The following is a 23816-nucleotide window of genomic DNA, read 5'->3' as shown; positions in this document are numbered from 1 at the left end:
ACAGTACGTTATTGCGCGGTGTGCCGATCACCACACCGTTGAGTCACACGCTAGTCAGGACAAGCGTAACCACAGTGCTTTCGGAGTCAGGCGGCGCCTCAATAAGCGAGCTGCCTGGTGTTATCACGTGCTCCAGCAGCCTCACTGATTGATTGTCGGCGATTCTTCGTCCATAAATATTTTGCGGCCGATCGAGGGCGCATTAGCGGTAATCTGGTAACTCGAATCTCCGTTTTAGTCCTCGATCTCGTAGCTGGTGGACAACAAGACCACTAACATTTTGCAGGTAGTTTTAAGCCAATTCGACGATCTCCATATACTCGTCGCTCCATAGATCTTCATCGCCTTCAGGCATGATAATCACTCGCTCAGGCTCAAGCGCTTCGACGGCTCCAGGGTCATGCGTGACAAGGACGACAGCGCCGGAATAGGTTTTCAGTGCATCCAACACCTGTTGTCGGGACTGCGGGTCCAAGTTGTTCGTCGGCTCGTCAAGAAGAAGGACATTCGCCCGTGAGGAAACAAGCGTTGCCAATGCCAGCCTCGTTTTCTCACCACCCGATAGCGTTCCGGCCGGTTGGTCTAGCTTGTCGCCCGAGAACATGAACGCGCCAAGCAGCCCGCGTAAATCTTGCTGCCCGGCATCAGGGCATGCCTCGATCGTGTTTTCCCACACCGTTTTGGCACCGTCGATGGTGTCATGCTCCTGCGCGAAGTAGCCGATGCGAAGTCCGTGACCGGTGACCAAACCGCCTTCCCCATCAGTACGTTCGACGCCAGCGAGTAGCTTCAACAGCGTAGTTTTGCCAGCACCGTTGGTGCCGAGTACTACGACGCGGGAGCCTTTGTCTACAGCCAGGTCAACGCCGGCAAACACCTCAAGAGAACCGTACATCTTGGTTAGTCCCTTGCCGTAGAGCGGGGTCTTCCCACAGGGGGCGGGCTCTGGGAACTTAATGGAGGCGAACTTATCCGCCACACGGATATCATCAAGTTCACCCATCATGCGCTCAGCGCGAGCAAGCATCTGTTTAGCAGCTGCAGCCTTCGTCGCCTTCGCTCCGAGTTTGGCCGCCTGTTTTTGCAGTGCGGAAGCTTTCTTTTCCGCATTAGCGCGTTCACGGCGGCGTCGTGCTTCATCGAGTGCCCTGGCATCCTGGTACTTCTTGAAGCCCATGTTGTAGACATCAGCCTCAGCGCGCACTGCATCAAGGAACCAAATCTTATTGCATACTGCCTCAAGCAACTCAACATCGTGCGAAATCATGATCAAGCCACCATCGTGCTTGCTCAAGAACGAACGCAGCCATGTAATAGAGTCCGCGTCGAGGTGGTTAGTGGGCTCGTCGAGAAGCAGTGTGGTTTGGGACTTTCCAGAACCCGCCCGAGAGGCGAAAAGGATCTGTGCCAACTCCACGCGACGGCGTTGACCACCGCTGAGGGTACTGAGCTGTTGGTCGAGCACTCGTGCTGGAAGCCCGAGGTTGTCACAAATCTGCGCAGCCTCTGCGTTCGCCTCGTAACCGCCTAGCGCGTGGTACTGCTCTTCGAGCCGGGAAAACTTCTCGATTGCTTTATCACGGGTCGCACCATCTGACTCTTCCATGATGGAACGCTGCCGATCCATCGAGCGTTGGATCTGATCAAGGCCTCGCGCCGAAAGAACGCGATCTCGGGCACTCTGCTCGATATTGCCTTCTTTGGAGTCTTGTGGCAGGTATCCGATCTCGCCAGTACGAGTAACCGTGCCCGCGTAGGGTTCTGTTTCTCCTGCGAGGATTCGCATCGTAGTGGTCTTCCCGGCACCATTTCGGCCGACGAGACCGATTCTGTCACCAGGTTGAACACGGAGATGCTGCCCAGGCGCTTCGAGAAGCGTCCGGGCTCCTACACGGACTTCGAGATCATTAGTAACAATCACAAAGGGTTACTCTACAAGGCCGCGTGAGTAGACGAAAACGTGGTCTAAACAGCGAAACCTAGTGCACGCAACTGCTCGCGCCCTTCTTCCGTAATCATCTGCGGTCCCCATGGTGGCATCCACACCCAATTGATGACGACTTCATCACACACAGTATTCGTCGTGATAGCGTGATCAGCTTGTTCTTCGATGACATCGGTAAGCGGGCAAGCCGGCGAAGTCAACGTCATGTTGACGACTGCTCGGTGGACATTATCGTTAGTTTCTACCCACACGTCATAGACAAGTCCAAGGTCAACAACATTGATACCCAACTCGGGGTCAATGACGTCGTGTAGGTACTCCTCTACTTCACCACAGATTTTGAGCTGTTCCTCGGTCTGTGCTGGCCGCTCGTCGCCATCGCCAAGGTTCGAAGTGTGATCGTTATCCACCATATTTTCGCCTTTCTATTTGTCTATCGCCTCGGACGTGGCGGCTTCAAATGCTTTCCAGCCCAACAACGCACACTTGACGCGAGCTGGGAACTTAGAAACACCTGCGAACGCAATGCCATCGCCGATGGCTTCCGGATCCCCTTCTTTGGTCCCGCGAGAGGTGATCATTTCCTCAAACGAGTGCAACTTTTCCATCGCATCCGCAACAGGTAGCCCCACCAGTTCTTCTGTCATCACACTGGTTGAGGCTTGGGAGATCGAGCAACCTTGAGCATCGTAAGAGACGTCTTCAACCGTCTTTCCGTCGGCAGACAGGTGCACACGCAGCGTCAGCTCATCACCGCAAGATGGGTTGACGTGGTGCACCTCCGCTTCGTACGGTTCGCGCAACCCCTTATGCCGTGGGTTCTTGTAATGGTCCAAGATTACTTCTTGGTACATCGACTCTAGGTTCATCGTCTAGGAATCCTCCTCGACTCCGAAGAAGCGGCGCGCTTCGCGAATGGCTTCAACCAAGGCGTCTACTTCCTCTTTGGTGTTGTACAGGTAGAAACTTGCTCGAGAGGTTGCCTGCACCTCGAGTTCTCTGTGAGCGGGCCACGCGCAGTGGTGGCCGGTGCGGATAGCGACACCGTGAGCATCAAGCACCTGTCCTAAATCATGCGGATGCACGCCATCGACGGTAAAAGCGATCGCACCGCCGCGCTGTTCAGCCACCGCAGGACCAGCGATAACTAATCCTGGAATCTCTTGCATTCTTTCCAGGGCATACTCCGTCAACATATGCTCGTGGCGTTGGACATTTTCCATTCCGATGGATTCCAAGAACTCGACGGCAGCACCAAGGCCAACGACCTGGCTTGTCATCTGCGTGCCAGCTTCGAACCGTTGGGGCGTCGGCGCATACGTCGAAGAGTCCATCTTGACGATCTCGATCATGGATCCACCTGTCAAAAATGGTGGAAGTTCCCTGAAGATCGACTTTCTCGCGTATACGGCGCCCACACCAGAAGGTCCACACATCTTATGCCCTGAGAACGCTGCAAAGTCGACGTCAAGCTCGTGAAAGTTAACAGGCATATGCGGAACAGATTGGCACGCATCAAGGACCGTGAGTGCTCCTACTGCGCGAGCACGCCTCACGATTTCATCGACGTCCGCTACTGCACCAGTTACGTTTGATTGGTGCGTGAACGCAACAACTTTTACAGTATCGTCGAGTTCCAAGCTGTCAAGGTCGATGCGTCCATCAGCAGTCATCGAGTACCACTTGAGCGTTGCTCCAGTGCGGCGGGCCAGTTCTTGCCAAGGCACGAGGTTCGCGTGGTGCTCCAGTTCAGTGACAACAATCGTGTCTCCGCGTTTGATCTGGTGCTTACCGGCACGATCATCACCAAGAACATATGCGACGAGGTTCAGAGCCTCAGTAGCGTTCTTCGTGAATGCAATCTCCTCCCCGTCAGCACCAACAAAGTTAGCGATACGCTCACGGGCAGTTTCATAAGCGTCTGTCGCCTCCTCAGCCAGTTGGTAGGAGCCACGATGGACTGGTGCAAATGTGTTCAGGACGAATTCTTGCTCAGCGTTCCACACAGACTGCGGACGCTGGGACGTAGCCCCGGAGTCCAAATAGACGAGGGGCTTCCCATCGCGCACGGTCCGACTCAGGATCGGGAACTCTGCGCGAATCGCGTCTGTGTTCAGTGTTCCATCGGAATGTAAGTATCCCATTAGATGAACTTTTCGTATCCCTCTGCCTCGAGAACATCAGCCAACGAGGCGTCGCCAGTCTGGATGACCTTGCCATCCGAGAAGATGTGAATGAAGTCAGGCTTCACATACTCCAGGATCCGCTTGTAGTGGGTGATCATTAGGACACCGCCGTTGGTTTCTTCCTGGTAGCGGTTGATCCCCTCGGATACGATTCGCAGCGCATCGACGTCAAGGCCGGAGTCTGTTTCGTCCATCACAGCAAACTTCGGCTTGAGCAACGACAACTGCATGACCTCATGTCGCTTCTTCTCACCGCCAGAAAAGCCTTCGTTGACCGAACGCTCAGTGAAGGAAGAGTCCATCTTCAACAAGTCGCGAGCATCATTGAGTTCACGAACCCAATCGCGAAGCTTCGGCGCTTCCCCACGAACAGCAGTCACAGCAGAGCGCATAAAGTTCGAAGAAGAGACGCCCGGCACCTCAACTGGGTACTGCATTGCCAGGAAGAGTCCGGCGCGAGCGCGCTCGTCGATATCCATCTCGAGGATGTTCTCACCATCGAGGAGTACTTCGCCTTCAGTAACTTCGTAGCGTGGATGACCAGCGAGTGTGTAGGCCAGCGTGGACTTACCGGAACCATTCGGCCCCATGATGGCGTGAGTCTCTCCGCCCTTAATAGTGAGGTTTACGCCCTTGAGAATCGGCGTTGGCTCTTGACCTTCCTCGGTCGGCAGGACGTTTGCGTGGAGGTTCTTGATTTCCAGGGTAGACATTGTTTTACTGATTCCTTTTCGTTTTACTGGTTCGTTTGCTCGAGCTCTCCGGCCACACGTGCAACGAGTTCTTCACGGAGGTCTTCGAGCGGGACCTGATTGAGGACCTCGTTAAAGAATCCGCGAATGATCAAGCGCGTGGCTTCGTCCTCAGGGATGCCCCTGGACCGGAGATAAAACACTTGCTCGTCATCGAACCGACCAACGGTTGCGGCATGGCCGGCTCCAGCGATTTCACCAGTCTCGATCTCGAGGTTTGGAATTGCGTCAGCGCGAGCACCATCCGTCAAGACCAGGTTCCGGTTCGTTTCATATGTATCTGTGCCGTGCGCGCCTGCGCGAATCAGCACATCACCGACCCAGCAGGTTCGTGCTTCTGGCAGATCCGACGCCTTGTCGCCTTGCAACGCACCCTTGTACAGCACGTTCGACCGGCAGTTCGGAACGCTGTGGTCGACCAGCATACGGTTTTCGATGTACTGACCCGCGTCCGCAAAGTAAACGCCGTTGAGCTCGACGTCTGCCCCCGGAGCTTGGAACTTTACGCGTGGGGTGATGCGCACGATCTCGCCACCGAAAGCTGCGACGTTGTGGCGCAGTACCGAATCGCGCTCCATCAAGATGGACTGTTGACCAATGTGTACTGCGTCCAAGTCCCAGTCCGTATCTACGACTGCGCGTACGTGCGCGCCTGCGCCGATATGCCAATTGACGTTGTCTGCATGCACACCTGTGCCGGTGTACTTGACAACGATGTCAGCCTCTGCATGGGTCCCAACTTCGAAAAGGATCGTTGCAAAGGATGTCACGTCGGCGCCGGCACCAGTGATGGTGACGGTGATGGGCTTGGACAACTTGCTGTTACCAGGCACGGTAATCAAGGTGCCGGTTTTCGCGCTCGACCATGCTTGTGCAGCAACGCGGTCTACGGGCGCGCCGGCTACTTTGAGCTGATCGTCAGCTGCGTCAAGCTCCGTGACGACGACCTCATCTGGCGCATCAATCGTGATCTGGGCGTCAGCCTGTTGCGGGAACTCCCCGTTGTGCAGACCTCGGATGCGGCGAAGTGGAATGAACCGCCAGACTTCGTCACGTCCACGTGGAACGGGAAAATCCTCAACATTGAACGACGAAAACAGATCTCCCTTGTTGTTGTGAGGAGTTGCATTCGATACGGGATTAATCGTTGAAGTCATGGTGATTAGCCCACTGATCCTTCCATTTGCAATTCAATCAGACGGTTGAGCTCCAGGGCGTACTCCATCGGGAGCTCCTTGGCAATAGGCTCGACGAAGCCACGGACAATCATCGCCATAGCTTCTTCTTCGGCAATACCGCGGGACATCAGGTAGAACAGCTGCTCTTCAGAGACCTTGGAGACTTTCGCCTCGTGTCCGAGCTTAACCCGATCGTTCCTAATGTCGTTGTACGGGTAAGTGTCAGAACGAGAAATGTCATCGACAAGCAACGCGTCGCACTCAACGTTCGAGGCGGAATCATGCGCGTTTGCGTTGATCTGTACCAGGCCACGGTAGGCCGCGCGTCCGCCACTGCGCGCAACTGACTTTGAAACGATTGAACTCGAGGTGTGCGGAGCCATGTGTGTCATCTTGGCACCGGTGTCCTGGAACTGTCCTTCACCAGCAAATGCGACGGAAAGCACTTCGCCACGGGCATACTCGCCAGTCATCCAGACTGCTGGGTACTTCATCGTCACCTTTGAACCGATATTGCCGTCGACCCACTCCATCACTGCGCCCTCTTCGGCCTTAGCGCGCTTGGTGACGAGGTTGTAAACGTTGTTCGACCAGTTCTGGATCGTGGTGTACCGGCAGCGGCCACCTTTCTTCACGATGATTTCAACGACCGCGGAGTGAAGCGAGTCGGACTTGTAAATCGGGGCGGTGCATCCTTCTACGTAGTGGACGTAGGCGTCCTCATCAACGATGATGAGCGTGCGCTCGAACTGGCCCATGTTCTCGGTATTAATACGGAAGTATGCCTGGAGCGGGATATCGACGTGGACGCCCGGTGGAACATAGATAAACGAACCGCCTGACCATACTGCCGTATTCAGAGCTGAGAACTTGTTATCGCCAGCGGGGATGACCGAGCCGAAGTACTCTTTAAAGATGTCCTCGTGCTCGCGAAGCGCGGTGTCAGTGTCTACGAAGATGACACCCTTCTTTTCGAGATCCTCACGAATCTGGTGGTAGACAACCTCAGATTCGTACTGCGCGGCAACACCAGCAACTAGGCGCTGCTTTTCTGCCTCAGGAATGCCAAGCTTGTCGTACGTATTCTTAATGTCTTCAGGAAGGTCATCCCAGCTCGTAGCTGGTTGCTCCGTAGAGCGGACATAGTACTTAATGTTGTCAAAGTCGATGCCACTCAGGTCTGCACCCCAAGTCGGCAGTGGCTTCTTTTCAAAAATGTCCAAAGCCTTGAGGCGCTGTTCCAGCATCCATTCTGGCTCTTCCTTAATGCCAGAAATGTCCTTGACTACCCCAGCGTTAAGACCACGCTTTGCTGCCTGCCCGGCAGCATCTGGGTCGTGCCACCCGTAGTTGTAGCTACCGATTGACTCGATAATCTCTTCGTCGTTCATTGGTTTCTCTAAACCGGGTGCGGGATTAGCTTTCGTCATTATTTTCCGCTCCTTTCAGATACGTTATTTTTCGGCCCGTGAACAGCAGCGAGTGGAATGTTTGTTGTGCAGACACCATTGCCCTCTGTAATGGAGGCAAGTGGTTGGATATGTCGGCCTACGATCTTAGCGATCATTTCTTGCTCTGCTTCGCAAATTTCGGGATGCGCAGACGCCACTTGTGACACCGGGCAGTGATGCTGACAAATTTGAATTCCAGTTCCTGCCTGAGTCACCGAGGCAACATAGCCGTGACGCTCTAAAACGGACACGACTTCGAGCACGACTGATTCAAGGTCGTCACTGCTTGATCGCTCCGAAATCGGCTCCACTTCTTCAAGGATGCGTTCAATCCTAGTTTTGGCGAACTCTTTGACTGCTTCATGGCCGCCAAGTTCTTCAAGAGCTTCGATTGCATCAAGCGCCATATTCTCATAGTTGCTACCGAAGCTTTCTCGGCCTTCTTCCGTCAAGCAGTAGTGCTTCGCGGGACGGCCTCGCGGTGGCTCTTCTCCAGCAACCGGCAGTGGCTCACACGTCTCAATGAGTCCAGCCTCAGTGAGCTTATCCAGGTGCCGACGGATACCGGCAGCTGAAATTCCAGTTTGCTCACCAAGCGTTGATGCAGTCACCGGTCCGCTTTTCAGCAAGAGCGCCATCACTCGCTTGCGAGTGCCACCGTCAACTGACCGCGCTTGGTTCAACACTGGCTCACCTCGCTTCGATCTGCTTTGATCTCTGACTTTCCAACCGATTGGCTGTACACCGACCGGCCTTTACACAACACTACTGTGTCCTAATTCAATGTGCACGTTTAACCCGGTCGTTCGGCTACAATCTTGCCTGTGTTGTTCCAGGATTCACCGATAAAGTCTTTGCTTGATGCGTTTCCTCGCATCGGCAAGCCTGGATCACGGTCGGCTGGGCTGCACCGAGTCTCTAAAGAGGTTTGGCGAGGACAAGACTTTCGTTCAACCAACTACGCTGAGCAGAACCGGTTCGCCGTACTTCGATGGCTGGGTTTGGTCGGCACACTTCTCATTGGCTTGGGAGGCCTCGGGGGCGGGGCCTTGCCGGTCGTCGATAATCCTTGGTTCTCTCTGCCTGGCGGGGCCTTGCTTGGCCGAATGATGCAAGCGTCGTCTTCCATAGTTCTGTTCGGAGTAGGACTCTTGGTCTCCGCTTGGTTGTGTATGGGCCCCTTCGTTGGCGTAAGTGGCCAGAGGCCCCGCGTTTCGACGCCGCTTCTTATGCGAACATTCGTTGCATGGGTTGCTCCTCTGGTGATTACCGCTCCCCTCTTTACCCAAGACATCTATTCATACTTAGCTAATGGTGCAATTGTCCGGTTTGGTCTTGACCCGTACTCCGCTGGACCAGTCGAGCTTCTCGGGCCAGAACACCATCTAGCGCGCTCGGTCCCGTTTATTTGGGCGCATTCTCCAAGCCCCTACGGGCCTGTCGCGTTAGGTATTGCAGCGGCAATTTCTCGTATTACTGCCGACTCTATTGTGCTCGGGGTGATTGCGCACCGCGTCGTATCACTCGTCGGAGTGCTCGCCGCAGCGTGGGGGATCCGAAAGATTGCCGGCCGCTGTGGTGTACCAGAGACTGCCGCGCTGTGGCTCGGGGTGCTCAATCCGCTAACGATTCTGCATCTCATTGGTGGCATCCATAATGAAGCAATCATGCTCGGATTGGTGTTAGTCGGGTTTGAACTGGGACTTCGCGGGGCCGACAGGTTGAGGACCATCAGTTCAGCGCAAGCGTGGGGTTACCTGGCTCTCTCCGCGATCACCATTACCTGTGGAGGACTAGTCAAAGTGACAGGCTTTCTCGGTCTCGGTTTTATAGGCATGGCAATCGCTCGTGTGCTTGGGCAACGCCAGCGAAAAGCTACAGCTCTTAGCATCGCGGTGCTTTTTCAGACATTTATGCTCATTGTCACTACTGCCACCGTTTCACTTATGACAGGCATTGGGCTCGGATGGGTCACTGGTCAAGGCGGAGCAGCGTCGATTCGTAGCTGGCTTTCGATTTCAACAGACGTGGGCGTAATCAGCGGCTTTCTAGGAATGCTCCTAGGTCTCGGCGACCACATTGACGCAGTTCTCATTGTCACCCGCGGGATTGGAGTGGTCATCGCGGTGGCGTTTCTGGTTCGCCTGCTGTGGGCTACGTTGCGGGGAGCCATTCACCCTGCAGGTGGACTTGGCGTCGCAACGCTCGTGCTTGTTATATTCTTCCCAGTCGTACACCCTTGGTACCCTCTGTGGGCTATTTATCCCCTTGCTGCATGGGCAAATAGGTTCTTTTTCCGCGCCGGGGTGGCTGTGTACTCTGCTGTATTTAGTTTTCTGGTACTACCGCGTGGTCTCGGCCTGCAAGCAAAGACAGTTTTCACTATTTACGGTGTCGCAGCCTGTTGTTTTGTCGTATTTGTTGGGCTCAGTTTCCTGTTGTATCGGCGCTTTGGTGCCGGCAGGCTACACTAGCTATCCATGAACGCGCCTGTTCTTTCAGTTGACAATGTGAAGAAAACTTTTGGGGACGTTACTGCTGTAGATGGAGCATCGTTTGCCGCAAAAGAAGGAACCGTGCTGGCTTTGCTCGGTCCGAATGGAGCCGGCAAGACAACGACCATCGAGATGTGTGAAGGATTCACCCGGCCAACCTCAGGGACAATCACGGTACTAGGCGAAAACCCTGCAACCCACCCTCAGCGTGTGCGCGACCGAATTGGGATCATGCTGCAGGGTGGCGGATCATATTCGGGCGTCAAAGTCAGAGAAATGCTGAAGCTTTCGGCTTCATACAACGCAAATCCTCACGACCCTGAGTGGCTCATGGCCCTCCTAGGGCTCGAGGGAGTCGCCAATACCACGTATCGACGCCTCTCCGGAGGGCAAAAGCAACGCTTGTCCCTGGCGCTTGCACTTATAGGTCGTCCGGAGCTGGTTTTTCTTGATGAGCCAACCGCTGGCATGGACGCACAGTCACGCAACGCTGTGTGGGATATTGTTTCTGCACTAAAACGTGACGGAACCACGATCGTCCTGACTACGCACCTGATGGACGAGGCGGAGTCGCTCGCCGATGACATTGTGATCATGGATCATGGAAAGGTTGTCGCCGAAGGTTCACCGGCGGACCTGACCAGCGGATCATTTGAGCAGCAAATCACGTTTGGTACGGCGCAACCACTCGACCTCGAGAAGCTGAAGCAGCACGTGGCTTTGTGTCAGATCGATACAGCTGTGACCCAAGTTCGCCCAATGCGCTACGTAGTCAACGGTTCGGTTTCTCCTGAACTCGTCGCCTGTATTACCGAAGAAGCACTTCGCCAATCCGTGCTGATTCGGGATATGCAAGTAAGCCACATGGCGTTGGAAGAAGTGTTTTTGAACATCACCGGTAAGGAATTAAGGAGCTAGCGGTGCACATCAAGGAAGGAACCTTTACGCCCGCCCCGCAACGGTCTTCGAAGTTTGCGATGGCCAGCGCTCAGGGACTCATCGAAAGCAAGCTGATGCTCCGTCACGGCGAACAGTTGGTGCTCAGCATCTTCATCCCGGCAGCGTTGCTCATCGCATCAGTATATTTGCCTGTTTTTGGGGATGACTACAGCCTCGACACCCTGGTGCCGATGGTGTTTGCCGTCGCGGCGACCAGCTCTGGATTTACGGGCCAGGCGATTTCGCTCGCCTTTGACCGCCGATACGGTGCGCTGAAGCGGACCGGTGCTTCCGGAGTCCCACCGTGGACGATCATCGTCGGAAAAATCCTTGGCGTGGTCGCGATGGTCTGCGTCCAGATTGCGGTGCTAGGAGCCGTTGCAGGTTTCCTTGGCTGGCGCCCCTCAGTCGTTGGCGCGGTGCTTGGTGCCTGCGTCTTGTTCCTGGGGGTTGCGTGCTTTACTTCCTTGGGCTTGCTCATGGGCGGCTCGCTAAGTTCCGAGATGGTCCTTGCCATTTCGAATTTAATGTGGGTAATCATGATGGGAATCGTGGGTTGGGTCGTCTATTCTGGCGACCTTAGCCACGCTGGTTGGTGGAACCTAGTACCCACGGTTTCGCTGGCAGCTGGTATTTCTGATGCACTCGCGTTGACTGCGAATGGTCCTGCGTTGCTTAGCTTGCTAGCGTGGCTCATCGTCGGCGTTGGCTCAAGCGTTCGCTTCTTCCGCTTCGATGATTAAGGCCATGCGCTCATCGACTAAGATTCGAGCCTGAATAGTCGAACGTGTCTTATACGTCCAAGGAAAGTGCATGACTTTACAACAGACCGGTGCGCCGATGACGCATCAGGATAAAAAGCAAGCCCCCAGTCTGAAGTTGCAACGAACTCTAGCCATGATTCTCTTGCTCTGCCAAGGCGGAATCACCGTAACAGGGTCGTTGGTGCGAGTGACCGGTTCGGGGCTTGGTTGCAATACGTGGCCACTTTGCCATGAAGGTTCGCTTGTCCCCGTCGCTGGTGCCGCGCCTTGGATTCACCAAACCATTGAGTTTGGTAACCGTCTGCTTACTTTCGTGGTCGCGGCTGCCGCGATCGCCGTTCTTTGGGCTGTCTACCGCGCATCTCGCGGTCGAGATGCCCAATTCTTGGCATGGTTCTCCCTCGTCGGCGTGGTTGTCCAGGCGATTATCGGCGGTATTTCTGTTCGCCTTGATTTGCAGTGGTGGGCGGTCGCCGTGCACTTCTTGCCTTCGATGGTGCTCGTGTGGGTCGCTGCATTGCTGTACATGCGTTTGGCAGAAGACGAGTCCACGGTTGCTCAAGACCGCTACCCCGGGCACATCCGAGTGATCGCCGTGATCGCTGCCGTTGCGTTGAGCTGTGTACTTGTGACAGGAACGATGGTGACAGGGTCCGGCCCGCACTCGGGTGACGCAAGCGTCGGTATGGAAGGTCGACTTGCGATTGACACAGCGTTGTTGGCATATATTCACGCAGGGTGCATGTACGCGTATCTACTTCTTACAGTGATCACATTTTTCCTGCTACGTAGAGCGAAGGCCCCGCATGCGGCGCAGAAAACTTCCTGGATTCTTCTTGGACTCATCGTGGTTCAGTGGGCAGTAGGTTTAAGCCAGTACTACATGGGCGTGCCGCGTTGGACGATTCCGATCCATATTGGGCTGTCTTCTCTAGTTGTAGCGTTCACGGCGTTCTTGTACGCGCACGCTGTGCGTCGTGAGTTGCTGTATCGCTAGACGCAAACACCATGTAGCCTGAGAAAGTATGAAAGCGATTGAGTTCGACGCGCAGCAGGTGCGTTGCATTGATATCGCTTCACCGTTCCCCAGCGATAGAGAACTTCTAGTCGAAGTCCTCTACGCTGGGTTTTTTCTTCACGACACCTCCTTCGGCAACCAAGGATGCGGTCGTGTCCTGAAAGACCCCCTCGACGAGGTTGCGCCAGGAACTGTGGTTGCGTGGAGCGATGCCACCGGCCCCATCGCCGAGCAGGTTGTCGTTGACCGAAGCCGGGTAGTCGCTGTATCGGACCTGATCGCCCCACACATTGGTGCTTCAATGTTGAGGCCGGGAATGGCCGCAAGTTATTCGCTATTCGAAGTTTTGAAGCTTGTGCAAGGTGAAGCTGTCGTCGTCACGAATGCAGGTTCCGCAATTGGGTTGTACATGATTGCAATCGCTCGAGAGAAGGACATCATCGTGTATGCCGTTTCGGAAAGCGAGGAAGGCCGAGTAGCAGCAGATGAGGCTGGAGCCACAGCCGTATTCAGTGGCCAGCCAGGTACTGCTGCACAGATCAAAGCGCTCAATGATGGGATCGGGGTGGATGCAGTTGTGCTGGCACGCTCTGACTTCAAAAATGGCTTTGCGCACGAAGTTGGGCGCAGCTCTGCGCGTACGTGTTGCTATGAGGACTTGGCGTCGATACGAATGGATGCCAACGGCTTCCGTAAGCATGCACAGACCGTTACCAGAGTGCTCGAGGAAACACGATGGGAACCGCCAGTTCACGTGTGTGAATCGATAGATGACGCCAGCTCGCTACTGGGTTCCGAAACTTCGGAGGTTTGTGACACTGACCTTGGAGCCATCAAGCTCCAAGGATCCACGAGCTAGAAGAAGGTAGCGAATAGTGGAGTCCAACCGAGCACCGCATCAACGGAAAGCCCCAAGAACAACGCCGCAAGATAGTTGTTGGAGAGAATAAACAGCTTGAGCGGTTTCACCTTCTCCCCGCGCTTTACCCCAGCATGCAGCTGTGTGGCAACGGCGAGGAACAATGCACCCGAAATCACCGCGGTTGCAAGATAGATCCACGAGGTGGCGGGAACCAGGAGCAGGGACACCCCGACGGTCCACCATGAGTAAATGAGAATCTGGCGGGTTGTCTCCGCAGGGGAGGCTACCACCGGCAGCATCGGGACATTAGCGCGGGCGTAATCCGCTCGGTACTTCATTGCCAGCGCCCAGGTGTGCGGTGGCGTCCAGAAGAAGATGATCATGAACATCACGATCGCCTGCCACCACGCGTCCTTGGAGCCGTCGGTGACATTGTCTCTAATTGCCGCCCAACCGACCATCACGGGCATGCAACCTGCTGCGCCGCCCCAGATGACGTTCTGCCAAGTTCGCCTCTTCAGCCACTTTGTATACACGTAGATATAGAAGAAGTTGGTCAGAATGATAAAGAACGCCGCGAGCCACGACTTACACAGGAATCCAAGCCAAAGCACACTCGCGACGAGAAGCGCCCAAGCAAATACGGCGGCTTTCTGTTTGGTGACCTTTGCCCGGACAAGTGGCCGTGCACGCGTTCGCCCCATTTTCTGGTCAATGTCGTAGTCGGCGACCATGTTAAATGCATTTGCCGCACCGGCCCCCATCCAACCACCGAACAGCGTTGCAAGAATGAGCCACACGTGCACAGTGCCACGGTCTGCTTGCAACATTGCGGGGATAGCTGCTACTAGAAGAAGTTCAATGACCCTGGGCTTCGTAAGCGCGAAGTATGCCTTGATGGTCTCCAATACTTCTCCTCCACATCAAACTTCAACCGTTCGGCTAGAACTCTTACGCAACATAGGTTCGCGTTCAGGTGTCGAGCATTTCGGCTGATATGGTACCGCAACGCATTACACGATGATCTTTTCAGCCCTCTTAATACTTTGACCCTCCCGGTGATGTTAGCCTCCGCTCACCAATTTGTCAGAATTAACGTGGCGGCTACACCCGCGAGTTTTCTTCGCACAACACCGTTGGGTGTCACCACCACAAAGCGAGTTTTACACTAGGCTGGGTCCTGTTCTGTTTCCATAGCATGAATCGAGGATTCTGTGACGCTTTCAGCTGAACTTCAAGCAAAAACTGTACGTAACTATCCCGAAGACTGGACCGACGTGGATACGCGGGCAGTTGATACGGCCCGAATCCTCGCGGCTGACGCCGTGGAAAACTGCGGCTCTGGGCACCCAGGCACCGCGATGTCGCTCGCCCCTCTTGCATATACGCTCTACCAGCGGGTGATGAATGTAGACCCCGCTGACCCACATTGGGCAGGGCGCGATCGCTTCGTATTGTCAAACGGCCACTCTTCCCTGACGCAGTATGTTCAGCTCTACCTGGGGGGCATGGGACTTGAGCTTAAAGACCTCCAGCAGCTTCGTACCTGGGGTGCTAAGACTCCCGGTCACCCTGAGTACAACCACACGGACCACGTAGAGATTACAACTGGCCCACTCGGCCAGGGGTTGGCATCAGCAGTTGGTATGGCGATGGCTTCGCGCCGGGAACGTGGCCTGTTTGACCCTGAGGCTCCGGCTGGCGAATCGCCGTTCGATCATTTCATCTACGTCGTGGCTGGAGACGGTTGCCTTCAAGAAGGTGTCACATCGGAGGCTTCATCTCTCGCAGGGACGCAGCAGCTCGGAAACCTGATTGTATTCTGGGATGACAACAGGATTTCGATCGAGGATGATACCCAGATCGCGTTCACTGAAGACGTTATGAAGCGCTACGAGGCCTACGGCTGGCAAACACTAACGGTTGAGTCCGGCGAGGACGTCGTCGCGATTGAGAAAGCGATCAAGGAAGCACAGTCCGACACCAATCGCCCAACGATCATTCAGGTAAAGACGGTCATCGGCTTCCCTGCTCCTACGCTGCAAAACACGGGTGCAGTACACGGCGCAGCTCTCGGTGCGAAAGAAATCGCAGCTGTCAAAAAGATTCTCGGCTTTGATCCGGAGATTCACTTCCCGGAGGAAGAGTCCGTTATCACCCATACTCGAAAGCTCCGGGACCGTGGTGCTGCGAAGCGTAAACAGTGGGACGAGACGTTTGCTGTTTGGGCTGAGGCCAACCCAGAGAAGAAGGCCCTGTTTGACCGATTGACGGCTCGAGAGCTCCCATCCAACTGGTCGCAGGACTTCCCAACTTGGGACGCTGACGAAAAGGGCCTTGCTACCCGTAAGGCTTCTGAAGCAGTAATCCAGGCTGCGGCTGCGGCCCTTCCAGAGCTTTGGGGTGGCTCCGCAGACCTTGCAGGCTCCAATAACACCCTTATCAAGGGGGCTGCATCGTTCGGGCCTCAGGCGATTTCTACCGATATGTTCAGCGCTGAGCCGTACGGTCGCAATTTGCACTTCGGCATCCGCGAACATGCCATGGGCGCGATCATGAACGGCATTGCACTGCACGGCAACACACGAGTTTACGGCGGTACGTTCCTGATCTTCTCCGAGTATCTCTACCCGGCAATTCGCGTCGCAGCACTTTCAGGTATCGACGGCTACTACGTCTTCACGCACGACTCGATCGGCCTGGGCGAAGACGGTCCGACCCACCAGCCGGTTGAAACGCTCACTGCGCTTCGAGCCATCCCGGATATGGCGGTGATCCGACCGGCCGACGCGAATGAAACGTCTGCTGCGTGGAAGTCTGCGCTGGAGGCTAAGCCGATGCCGAAGGCACTGGCGCTTTCCCGTCAGAACCTCCCTGTGCTTGAGGGCACAAAGGAAAAGGCATTCGAAGGTGTTGCTCGCGGTGCGTACGTACTCGTGGACTCCTCTACCCCGACGCCTGATTTGATTCTGATGGCTTCTGGCTCGGAAGTGCAGCTTGCTGTTGAGGCTGCGAAGTCCTTGGAAGCCGAAGGTATCGGAACTCGAGTTGTCTCGGTGCCTTGCATGGAGTGGTTTACGCAGCAATCGCCGGAGTACATTGAATCGGTACTTCCTGCAGAGGTTCGAGCAAGGGTCTCTGTCGAGGCCGGTCTGTCCATGCCATGGCATCGTTTTGTAGGCGACGCCGGTCAGTGTGTTTCCTTGGAGCACTTTGGTGCCTCCGCACCAGGTCCAGAGCTCTTCGAGCGGTTCGGCTTTACAGCAGACAACGTTGCAGCAGCCGGACGCGCGTCTGTAGCAGCGGTGCAGCGATAGTTGAGAGTTGCCCTGGTCAAGCCCTCCCCTAGCTTGGCCAGGCCCATTTTTTAGAAAGGAATCTGAGCATGAACACAGTTGAAAGGCTTCGGGAGCTCGGCACGTCCACTTGGCTGGATGATCTCTCTCGCCAGCGCATCGCCACTGGCAATCTAGAAGCAGTCAAACGTGAGAAGTCGGTCGTTGGCGTGACAACCAACCCTGCAATTTTTGCTTCAGCAATGTCGACTGGAAGCGCGTACGACGAGCAAATCCAACAGTTGAGAGCGTCAGGTGCCAGCCCCGACGAGGCGGTTTACGCGATGAGCATTGACGACGTCCGCGACGCGTGCGACATCTTCCAGGACATCTACGATGCGACCGACGGCCTTGATGGTCGCGTTTCCATCGAGGTTGACCCCCGCTATGCTCACGACGAAGCGAAGACGATCGCTCAAGCGAAAGAGCTGTGGGCACGCGTGGGTAAACCGAATGCAATGATCAAGATTCCAGCCACAGACGCCTCGTTGCCAGCAGTCACAGCAGCACTGGCAGCTGGTATTTCAGTGAATGTCACGCTGATCTTCTCTGTGGAGCGCTACCGCGAGGTCATTCGCGCGTACAAGGAAGGTATTCGGCAGGCTGCAGCCAACGGCCACGATGTCTCAACCATTCATTCTGTTGCCTCATTCTTCGTGTCTCGCATGGACACCGAAGTCGATGCTCGCCTTGAGCAGATTGCTACTTCTGAAGCACTTGCGTTGCGAGGCAAAGCAGGCGTGGCAAACGCTCAACTGGCATACCGCTTGTTCCTTGAGGAATTTTCTTCGTTGGATGACCTTCCAGCTGGTGCCAACGTTCAACGCCCGCTGTGGGCCTCGACTGGTGTAAAGAACCCTGAGTACCCTGCCACGTTGTATGTGTCTGAGCTGGCTGGCCCAAACACGGTCAACACCATGCCGGAATCAACTATCGACGCCACCCTGGCTAGCGACAGTCTTCACGGCGATACTTTGTCTGCCAGTGCTGACGACGCGCAGAAGACGTTTGACGCTATCACCGCTGCAGGGATCGACTTGTCTGATGTCGTGCGAGTCCTCGAGCAGGAGGGCGTCGATAAGTTTGTTGATGCGTGGCAAGAATTGCTAAATTCCATGTCGGAAAAGCTGCAATAAAAAGGAGTACATGTGAGTGACGAGAGCACGCATTGGGTGAACCCGCTTCGGTCCCCCGAGGATAAGCGGCTTCCCCGCATTGCGGGTCCGTCTGGGATGGTGATCTTCGGTGTAACTGGAGATCTAGCTCGGAAAAAGCTCCTGCCGGCAATTTACGACCTCGCGAACCGGGGTCTCCTCCCACCAGGCTTTGCTCTCGTCGGGTTTGGGCGTCGAAACTGGTCTAAACAAGATTTTGAGGACTATGTGCGTGAAGCAGTTGAAGCTTCTTCCCGCACCGCGTTTAATACGAACGTTTGGGACCGGCTCGCAGAAGGTATGCAGTTCGTATCGGGCTCGTTTAATGACGACGCCGCGTTCGACGCCCTAGCCAATACACTGCGCTCGACCGATGAAACACGGGGGACGAACGGAAACTGGGCCTTTTACCTTTCTGTGCCGCCCGAGCACTTTTCGAGCGTTGTCCACCAGCTGGACCGCAGTGGAATGGCACAGCCTCAAGACCACGGCTGGCGCCGAGTGATCATCGAGAAGCCATTCGGGCATGATCTGGAATCCGCCAAAGAGCTAAACCGAGTAGTGAATTCAGTGTTCCCTGAGCGATCCGTATTCCGAATCGATCACTATCTCGGCAAAGAAACCGTACAGAACATTATGGCGCTGCGTTTCGCAAACCAGATGTTTGAACCAGTGTGGAATTCGCACTACATCGACCACGTACAAATCACGATGGCTGAAGATATTGGGCTCGGTGGCCGCGCGGGCTATTACGACGGTATTGGTGCAGCGCGAGACGTCATCCAAAACCACCTGATTCAGCTGCTCGCCTTGATCGCTATGGAGGAGCCGACGTCGTTCTCCCCGGGGCGTCTTCGTGCGGAGAAACTCAAGGTCCTCCGCGCTACGACTCCCGTCGAGCCGTTCGATGAGACGACCGCACGCGGCCAATACGTAGCGGGCTGGCAAGGTTCTGAACGCGTAATCGGGCTCCGGGAGGAGTCCGGGTTTGACCCCAACTCTGCAACCGAAACCTATGCGGCCTGTACGTTAGAGATAAACTCGCGTCGCTGGGCAGGCGTTCCTTTCTACCTTCGCACTGGTAAGCGCCTCGGGCGTCGAGTGACTGAGATTGCCCTGGTCTTTAAGCGTCCTCCGTACCAGCCGTTCGAAGACGACCAGACAAAACTGCTTACGAACAATGCAGTCGTTATCCGCGTACAGCCGGACGAAGGCGTGCTGATGCGCTTTGGTTCCAAGGTGCCTGGAACTGCATTTGAAGTTAGGGATGTCAACATGGATTTCTCGTACGCGGAGGCATTTACGGAACAGTCTCCCGAAGCATACGAGCGGCTCATCCTCGATGCACTACTCGACGAATCTAGCTTGTTTCCAACCAATGCGGAAGTCGAGCGGAGCTGGGAAATCCTCGATCCAATTCTCAACTACTGGGAGTCGCACGGACATCCAGATGAATATCGTGCGGGCACTTGGGGGCCCGCATCAGCAGACGCGATGCTGGCCAAGGACGGCCGCCAATGGCGTCGTCCATAATGTGTGCAAACAACGAACGTGAGGCTTAATCCTTGATTGTCACTCTTCCCGACACGACCACCCGCGATGTGTCCACAGCGCTCCTAGAGGCTCGTGAAAATTACTCGTTGGCGACTGGGCGCGTGCTCACACTCTTGGTCGCTGCACATGCCGAGGATGATGTCGATTCTATTCTGGAGACGGTCCGGAACGCGACCATGGAGCACCCGGCTCGAGTTCTCGTCTTGTTGCTCGACTGCCAGAGCGAGCAAACCTGGATGGATGCAGAGGTAATCGTCGCGGCGGACGCTGGCGCCTCTGAGATGGTTGTCATGACTCTCCACGGTGAACTTACCCAGCATCTTGACGCGGTGGTCACTCCGTTGTTGCTGCCCGATACCCCTATCGTTGCTTGGTGGCCCACAACTGTGCCAGATGTTCCTGCAGAAGCAGAGCTTGGTAATATCGCGCACCGCAGAATCACGAACGCGTGGCGCACTATGGGGGCAGAATGCATAGAGCAGCTGGCAAAGGCGTACGTCCCAGGTGATTCGGACATGATGTGGTCTAAAATCACGCCATGGCGCGGCGTTGTCGCCTCAGCATTCGACCGCTATAAACAGCAACCACGCGGGATCTTGCTCAGCGGTATTACCGAGCATCCAAGCGTACAAATCGCAGCCTCTTGGCTCGATGCCTGCTTTGGCGTTGAGGTAACCGTGCAAAACGTAGCAGGCGCCGACGCCATTCCTGGCTCCCCAATCCAACACCTATCGCTGGACTGCGAACAAGGCTCTGTGCAGGTACAAATTGTTGATGAGCACACCGTGCGAGTTTCCGTACCGGGATACCCTGATGCGTTTGTTGCACTCAGTGCTCGCTCGGACGCAGAATGCCTCGCTGAGGAGCTACGCCACCTCGATCCTGATGCCATGTATGCGCGAGCATTGTTACATAACCTCCCTTAACTTCGCACCGAAAGAGGGTCAACGGATGTCCAACACAGTCAAGACCAAAACCTTTGCAGACCTCGAACAGCTTATCGACGTCTCCACCTCCGCATTCCAAACGTTGATTTCAGAGATCCACAGCTCCCCTACCGGTGGTGTAAACGGCGACGGAACCGCACGTGTTGTGCTTACTGGCGGAACAGCCGGAATCCGATTCCTTGCAGCCCTAGTTTCATCAGATATCGACTGGTCCAGGGTGAAGCTATTCTTTGGCGACGAGCGCAACGTAGCCGTCAGCCATCCTGATTCGAATGAAGGCCAGGCCCGGGCAGCGTTGCTCGATCATATAGATATCCCAGAAGGAAACATTTTCGGGTATGGGTTGGACGGAGGGACGATGGAGCCCGCTGTCACTCGTTATGAAGCGCACCTGAAAGTTGAGGCGCCTGAGGGGTTCGACCTCCATCTACTGGGAATGGGCGGTGAAGGCCACATTAATTCGCTATTCCCACATACGCCTGCTGTGAGAGAGGACGCGGCTCTGGTTGTTGCTGTAACGGATTCACCAAAACCACCTCCGGAACGTGTTTCGTTGACACTACCTGCTGTTCGGAAAGCACAAAAGGTCTGGCTTCTTGTTTCTGGTGCAGAGAAGGCAGAAGCTGCGTCCGCAGTTGCAAACCGGGCAGAGTATCTTGACTGGCCAGCGGCCGGTGCTGTCGGCAAGGAAGAAACGATCTTGTGGGTCACCGAGGACGCGGCACCACGTTAGATTCCCGCAGATTCGGATTTCTGACAAACGAAAAGGCCCGCCGGAAGCTTATTGCTCCAGGCGGGCCTTTTGCTAGCGGCTAAGCAGCAAAAGTCTGAATAAGATTCAGGCCCACGATGCATACAAGCCAGATGAGCGTAATGATAACCGTGTAACGGTCGAGGTTCTTCTCCACGATAGTGGAGCCGGACAGGTTAGCCTGCACGCCACCACCGAACAGGCTCGAAAGCCCGCCTCCCTTGCCTTTGTGAAGCAGCACGAACACTGTCATCAAGACCGCAGCGATTACGAGCACGATCTCAAGAGCCAACGTCATGGTGGTAAATCCTCACTATAAAACCTACATTGATGTAACTCGGACCAGACTACACGAAGTCACCGAATGGTGTTATTCGACGCGCTCTGGTCCGAGCGACATATCTTGCAAATCTACTGTACTGCCTGGGCAGCCGCAGCAGCCAATTTCGCGAAATCCTGGCCGTCAAGAGACGCACCGCCGACAAGACCACCGTCAACATCAGGCTGAGCGATGATCTCACCGACAGTTTCCGTCTTTACGGATCCGCCGTACAAAATACGGATGCCATCAGCAACCGCATCACCGGCCAAGTCACGGATAAGGCCGCGAATAGCCTGGCACACTTCCTGCGCATCGGATGCAGAGGCAACCTTGCCAGTGCCGATAGCCCATACCGGCTCATATGCAATGACGGTCTTCTCCAACTCCTCGTTGCTCAAACCGTCCAGGGATTTCTTCGTCTGCTCTACGACGTAGTCGACATGGGTGCCTTGTTCGCGAATGTCTAGCGGCTCACCGACACACACGATTGGGTTCATGCCGTGCTCAAGTGCCTTCTTTGCCTTGCGGGAAACTAGCTCATCATCCTCACCGTGGTACTCACGGCGCTCGGAGTGGCCGACAACTACCCACGTGCAGCCAAGCTTCTCCAGCATTGTGGCCGAAACTTCGCCGGTGTAGGCACCAGCATCGTGCGCTGACACGTCCTGTGCACCATATGTGATCTGCAGCTTGTCGCCTTCAACGAGAGTCTGGATAGAACGAAGGTCGGTAAACGGCACGGTCAATGCAACGTCCACGAACTCATAGCCGTCCTTCGGGAAGGCGAACGCCAGTTTCTGGGCCGAAGCGATTGCTTCGAGATGGTCGTGGTTCATCTTCCAGTTACCAGCAATCAGTGGTTTGCGAGACATATTCATACTCCTTTTCAACAACGACTACTGTCCAAGTACAGCAACGCCGGGCAGCTCTTTGCCCTCGATCAGCTCGAGCGATGCGCCACCGCCCGTAGAGATGTGGGAGAACCCAGCCTCATCGAGGCCCAGAATGCGAACAGATGCTGCGGAATCGCCGCCACCGACCACCGTGAAGGACCCGTTGTCCTTCGTAGCAGCGATCATTGCTTCAGCAACGGCTTTTGTGCCAGAGGCGAACGCTGGAAACTCGAAGACGCCCATTGGCCCGTTCCAGAACACGGTCTTCGAGCTCTTCAGCGCCTCACCATAACGCGCGGCAGTCTTCGGGCCAATGTCGAGAGACATCCAGCCTTCCGGAATAGCGTCGGCCGCGACGGTCTGCTTCTCTGCATCCTTTGCAAACTCAGACGCTGCGATCAGGTCCTCAGGCAATAGCAGCTTGTCGCCGAAACGGCCGATGAGGTCCTTGCAGGTCTCAATCATGTCTTCCTGCAACAAAGAGTTTTGAACGTTGTAGCCCTGTGCAGCCAGGAAGGTGTAGCACATGCCGCCACCGATAATTACCTTGTCGGCCTTCGCCGCAAGTGCCTCGATGACTCCCAACTTGTCGGAAACCTTCGAACCGCCAAGCACAACAACGTATGGATGATCTGGAGCATCCTTCACCTTGCTCAGAGTCTTGACTTCCTTCTCGACGAGGTAACCAGCGTAGGCAGGAAGCTTCTTAGCAACGTCGTAGACGGAGGTTTGTGCGCGGTGTACTACACCGAAACCGTCAGAAACAAACGCGCCGTTGTCCGCAGCTAGTGCTACAAGCTCAGCTGCGAACTCAGTGCGCTCAGCCTCGTCCTTCGAGGTCTCGCGTGGGTCAAAGCGTACATTCTCGAGAAGCAGAATCTCGCCACCGGTAAGCCCATTTGCCCGCTCATGTGCATCCTCACCAGAAACATCACCGGCGAGCGCTACGAACTGACCTAGGCGCTCACTTAGGGCTTCAGCCACTGGCTTCAAGGAGAACTTAGGGTTCACTTCCCCCTTTGGGCGGCCGAGGTGAGCCATGACAATGACTTTCGCGCCACCTTCCAAGAGCGCCTTCAAAGTTGGCAGTGATGCGTCGATACGACCAGCATCGGTAATATTGCCGTCCTCATCAAGCGGAACGTTGAAGTCAGAACGGACCAGGATGTGGCGATCTTCGACGCCTTCATCCAGAAGCTGTTGCAGCGTTTTCATTGTCATGGGACTCTCCTCAGTTGACTGTTGTTTGCAGTAGTTTTCTTTTCAAACA

Annotated in this window: 22 protein-coding genes; 10 read left to right on the top strand and 12 right to left on the bottom strand. The window is 55.3% G+C overall.

What is annotated here, in order from left to right; translation table 11 throughout:
* Nucleotides 1–292: 292 nt before the first annotated feature.
* The 8 genes from JMN37_RS01615 to JMN37_RS01580 are packed head-to-tail and all read right to left on the bottom strand — an operon-like array spanning nucleotide 293 to nucleotide 8198.
* Complete coding sequence (locus tag JMN37_RS01615) at nucleotides 293–1921, bottom strand: ABC-F family ATP-binding cassette domain-containing protein (RefSeq protein WP_070477088.1); 1629 nt, start codon at nucleotides 1919–1921, stop codon at nucleotides 293–295.
* A gap of 44 nt (nucleotides 1922–1965) precedes the next feature.
* Nucleotides 1966–2358, bottom strand: a complete 393-nt coding sequence (locus tag JMN37_RS01610; protein WP_070362441.1) for a metal-sulfur cluster assembly factor — start codon at nucleotides 2356–2358, stop codon at nucleotides 1966–1968.
* Nucleotides 2359–2370: 12 nt separating this feature from the next.
* Nucleotides 2371–2814, bottom strand: a complete 444-nt coding sequence (sufU, locus tag JMN37_RS01605) for a Fe-S cluster assembly sulfur transfer protein SufU (protein WP_071572613.1) — start codon at nucleotides 2812–2814, stop codon at nucleotides 2371–2373.
* Nucleotides 2815–2817: 3 nt separating this feature from the next.
* A complete protein-coding gene (locus JMN37_RS01600) occupies nucleotides 2818–4089 on the bottom strand; it encodes a cysteine desulfurase (protein ID WP_252930870.1) in 1272 nt (423 codons plus the stop codon).
* On the bottom strand, nucleotides 4089–4844 hold the full coding sequence (gene sufC / locus JMN37_RS01595; RefSeq protein ID WP_070362438.1) for a Fe-S cluster assembly ATPase SufC: 756 nt from the start codon (nucleotides 4842–4844) through the stop codon (nucleotides 4089–4091). The genes JMN37_RS01600 and sufC overlap by 1 nt, the downstream gene beginning before the upstream one ends.
* Before the next feature lie 23 nt (nucleotides 4845–4867).
* Nucleotides 4868–6040: a Fe-S cluster assembly protein SufD gene (gene sufD / locus JMN37_RS01590; RefSeq protein ID WP_070362437.1), complete on the bottom strand. Its 1173-nt coding sequence runs from the start codon at nucleotides 6038–6040 to the stop codon at nucleotides 4868–4870.
* A gap of 5 nt (nucleotides 6041–6045) precedes the next feature.
* Nucleotides 6046–7452: a Fe-S cluster assembly protein SufB gene (gene sufB, locus JMN37_RS01585; RefSeq protein ID WP_413774088.1), complete on the bottom strand. Its 1407-nt coding sequence runs from the start codon at nucleotides 7450–7452 to the stop codon at nucleotides 6046–6048.
* Nucleotides 7453–7490: 38 nt separating this feature from the next.
* Nucleotides 7491–8198 carry a helix-turn-helix transcriptional regulator gene (locus JMN37_RS01580; RefSeq protein WP_269010960.1) on the bottom strand — a complete coding sequence of 236 codons (708 nt, stop codon included), beginning with the start codon at nucleotides 8196–8198 and terminating at the stop codon, nucleotides 7491–7493.
* Between the two features lie 138 nt (nucleotides 8199–8336).
* Here JMN37_RS01580 and mptB point away from each other — a divergent pair, with 138 nt between their 5' ends.
* The 5 genes from mptB to JMN37_RS01555 all read left to right on the top strand — a co-directional run bounded on the left by mptB (nucleotide 8337) and on the right by JMN37_RS01555 (nucleotide 13587).
* On the top strand, nucleotides 8337–9986 hold the full coding sequence (gene mptB / locus JMN37_RS01575) for a polyprenol phosphomannose-dependent alpha 1,6 mannosyltransferase MptB (RefSeq protein WP_370295836.1): 1650 nt from the start codon (nucleotides 8337–8339) through the stop codon (nucleotides 9984–9986).
* A 6-nt stretch (nucleotides 9987–9992) separates the two neighbouring features.
* Nucleotides 9993–10925 carry an ABC transporter ATP-binding protein gene (locus JMN37_RS01570; RefSeq protein WP_252930867.1) on the top strand — a complete coding sequence of 311 codons (933 nt, stop codon included), beginning with the start codon at nucleotides 9993–9995 and terminating at the stop codon, nucleotides 10923–10925.
* A gap of 2 nt (nucleotides 10926–10927) precedes the next feature.
* Entirely contained in the window at nucleotides 10928–11689 is a 762-nt protein-coding gene (locus JMN37_RS01565) for an ABC transporter permease (RefSeq protein ID WP_369822163.1), read from the top strand.
* A gap of 70 nt (nucleotides 11690–11759) precedes the next feature.
* Entirely contained in the window at nucleotides 11760–12707 is a 948-nt protein-coding gene (locus tag JMN37_RS01560; protein WP_252930866.1) for a COX15/CtaA family protein, read from the top strand.
* A gap of 28 nt (nucleotides 12708–12735) precedes the next feature.
* Nucleotides 12736–13587 carry an MDR/zinc-dependent alcohol dehydrogenase-like family protein gene (locus tag JMN37_RS01555; protein WP_252930865.1) on the top strand — a complete coding sequence of 284 codons (852 nt, stop codon included), beginning with the start codon at nucleotides 12736–12738 and terminating at the stop codon, nucleotides 13585–13587.
* On the opposite strand, the gene JMN37_RS01550 is transcribed toward JMN37_RS01555, so the two are convergent.
* Nucleotides 13584–14498 (bottom strand): heme o synthase, encoded by a 915-nt coding sequence (locus JMN37_RS01550; protein ID WP_071572606.1) that lies wholly within the window; start codon nucleotides 14496–14498, stop codon nucleotides 13584–13586. The genes JMN37_RS01555 and JMN37_RS01550 overlap by 4 nt on opposite strands.
* 306 nt (nucleotides 14499–14804) lie before the next feature.
* On the opposite strand from JMN37_RS01550, the gene tkt reads away from it, so the two are divergent.
* The 5 genes from tkt (at nucleotide 14805) to pgl (ending at nucleotide 21313) form a co-directional block, all read left to right on the top strand.
* Nucleotides 14805–16907 (top strand): transketolase, encoded by a 2103-nt coding sequence (tkt, locus tag JMN37_RS01545; protein WP_083329547.1) that lies wholly within the window; start codon nucleotides 14805–14807, stop codon nucleotides 16905–16907.
* A 68-nt stretch (nucleotides 16908–16975) separates the two neighbouring features.
* On the top strand, nucleotides 16976–18061 hold the full coding sequence (gene tal, locus JMN37_RS01540; RefSeq protein WP_070362429.1) for a transaldolase: 1086 nt from the start codon (nucleotides 16976–16978) through the stop codon (nucleotides 18059–18061).
* Nucleotides 18062–18073: 12 nt separating this feature from the next.
* Complete coding sequence (gene zwf / locus JMN37_RS01535) at nucleotides 18074–19612, top strand: glucose-6-phosphate dehydrogenase (RefSeq protein WP_070362428.1); 1539 nt, start codon at nucleotides 18074–18076, stop codon at nucleotides 19610–19612.
* A 32-nt stretch (nucleotides 19613–19644) separates the two neighbouring features.
* On the top strand, nucleotides 19645–20559 hold the full coding sequence (locus JMN37_RS01530; RefSeq protein WP_252930864.1) for a glucose-6-phosphate dehydrogenase assembly protein OpcA: 915 nt from the start codon (nucleotides 19645–19647) through the stop codon (nucleotides 20557–20559).
* 25 nt (nucleotides 20560–20584) lie between these two features.
* A complete protein-coding gene (pgl, locus tag JMN37_RS01525; protein WP_252930863.1) occupies nucleotides 20585–21313 on the top strand; it encodes a 6-phosphogluconolactonase in 729 nt (242 codons plus the stop codon).
* Between the two features lie 79 nt (nucleotides 21314–21392).
* Here pgl and secG read toward each other — a convergent pair whose 3' ends face one another.
* The 3 genes from secG to JMN37_RS01510 form a co-directional block, all read right to left on the bottom strand.
* A complete protein-coding gene (gene secG / locus JMN37_RS01520) occupies nucleotides 21393–21629 on the bottom strand; it encodes a preprotein translocase subunit SecG (protein WP_070362425.1) in 237 nt (78 codons plus the stop codon).
* A gap of 113 nt (nucleotides 21630–21742) precedes the next feature.
* Nucleotides 21743–22525: a triose-phosphate isomerase gene (tpiA, locus tag JMN37_RS01515; protein ID WP_070976872.1), complete on the bottom strand. Its 783-nt coding sequence runs from the start codon at nucleotides 22523–22525 to the stop codon at nucleotides 21743–21745.
* Nucleotides 22526–22549: 24 nt separating this feature from the next.
* Nucleotides 22550–23767, bottom strand: a complete 1218-nt coding sequence (locus tag JMN37_RS01510) for a phosphoglycerate kinase (RefSeq protein WP_070362423.1) — start codon at nucleotides 23765–23767, stop codon at nucleotides 22550–22552.
* Nucleotides 23768–23816 lie beyond the last annotated feature (49 nt).

It is taken from the genome of Corynebacterium lipophilum, assembly GCF_024102595.1.
GTDB lineage: Bacteria > Actinomycetota > Actinomycetes > Mycobacteriales > Mycobacteriaceae > Corynebacterium > Corynebacterium pseudogenitalium.
Note: the sequence above shows the minus strand (reverse complement) of the source record. Positions and strands in the feature narration are given on the sequence as shown.

Coding starts and splice junctions, on each gene's coding strand:
- sufC (WP_070362438.1), bottom strand. CDS start 4,844: ATGTCTACCCTGGAAATCAAGAACCTCCACGCAAACGTCCTGCCGACC.
- tal (WP_070362429.1), top strand. CDS start 16,976: ATGAACACAGTTGAAAGGCTTCGGGAGCTCGGCACGTCCACTTGGCTG.
- pgl (WP_252930863.1), top strand. CDS start 20,585: ATGTCCAACACAGTCAAGACCAAAACCTTTGCAGACCTCGAACAGCTT.
- sufU (WP_071572613.1), bottom strand. CDS start 2,814: ATGAACCTAGAGTCGATGTACCAAGAAGTAATCTTGGACCATTACAAG.
- secG (WP_070362425.1), bottom strand. CDS start 21,629: ATGACGTTGGCTCTTGAGATCGTGCTCGTAATCGCTGCGGTCTTGATG.
- tpiA (WP_070976872.1), bottom strand. CDS start 22,525: ATGTCTCGCAAACCACTGATTGCTGGTAACTGGAAGATGAACCACGAC.
- sufD (WP_070362437.1), bottom strand. CDS start 6,040: ATGACTTCAACGATTAATCCCGTATCGAATGCAACTCCTCACAACAAC.
- JMN37_RS01600 (WP_252930870.1), bottom strand. CDS start 4,089: ATGGGATACTTACATTCCGATGGAACACTGAACACAGACGCGATTCGC.
- JMN37_RS01560 (WP_252930866.1), top strand. CDS start 11,760: ATGACTTTACAACAGACCGGTGCGCCGATGACGCATCAGGATAAAAAG.
- JMN37_RS01555 (WP_252930865.1), top strand. CDS start 12,736: ATGAAAGCGATTGAGTTCGACGCGCAGCAGGTGCGTTGCATTGATATC.
- JMN37_RS01610 (WP_070362441.1), bottom strand. CDS start 2,358: ATGGTGGATAACGATCACACTTCGAACCTTGGCGATGGCGACGAGCGG.
- sufB (WP_413774088.1), bottom strand. CDS start 7,452: ATGAACGACGAAGAGATTATCGAGTCAATCGGTAGCTACAACTACGGG.
- JMN37_RS01510 (WP_070362423.1), bottom strand. CDS start 23,767: ATGACAATGAAAACGCTGCAACAGCTTCTGGATGAAGGCGTCGAAGAT.
- JMN37_RS01570 (WP_252930867.1), top strand. CDS start 9,993: ATGAACGCGCCTGTTCTTTCAGTTGACAATGTGAAGAAAACTTTTGGG.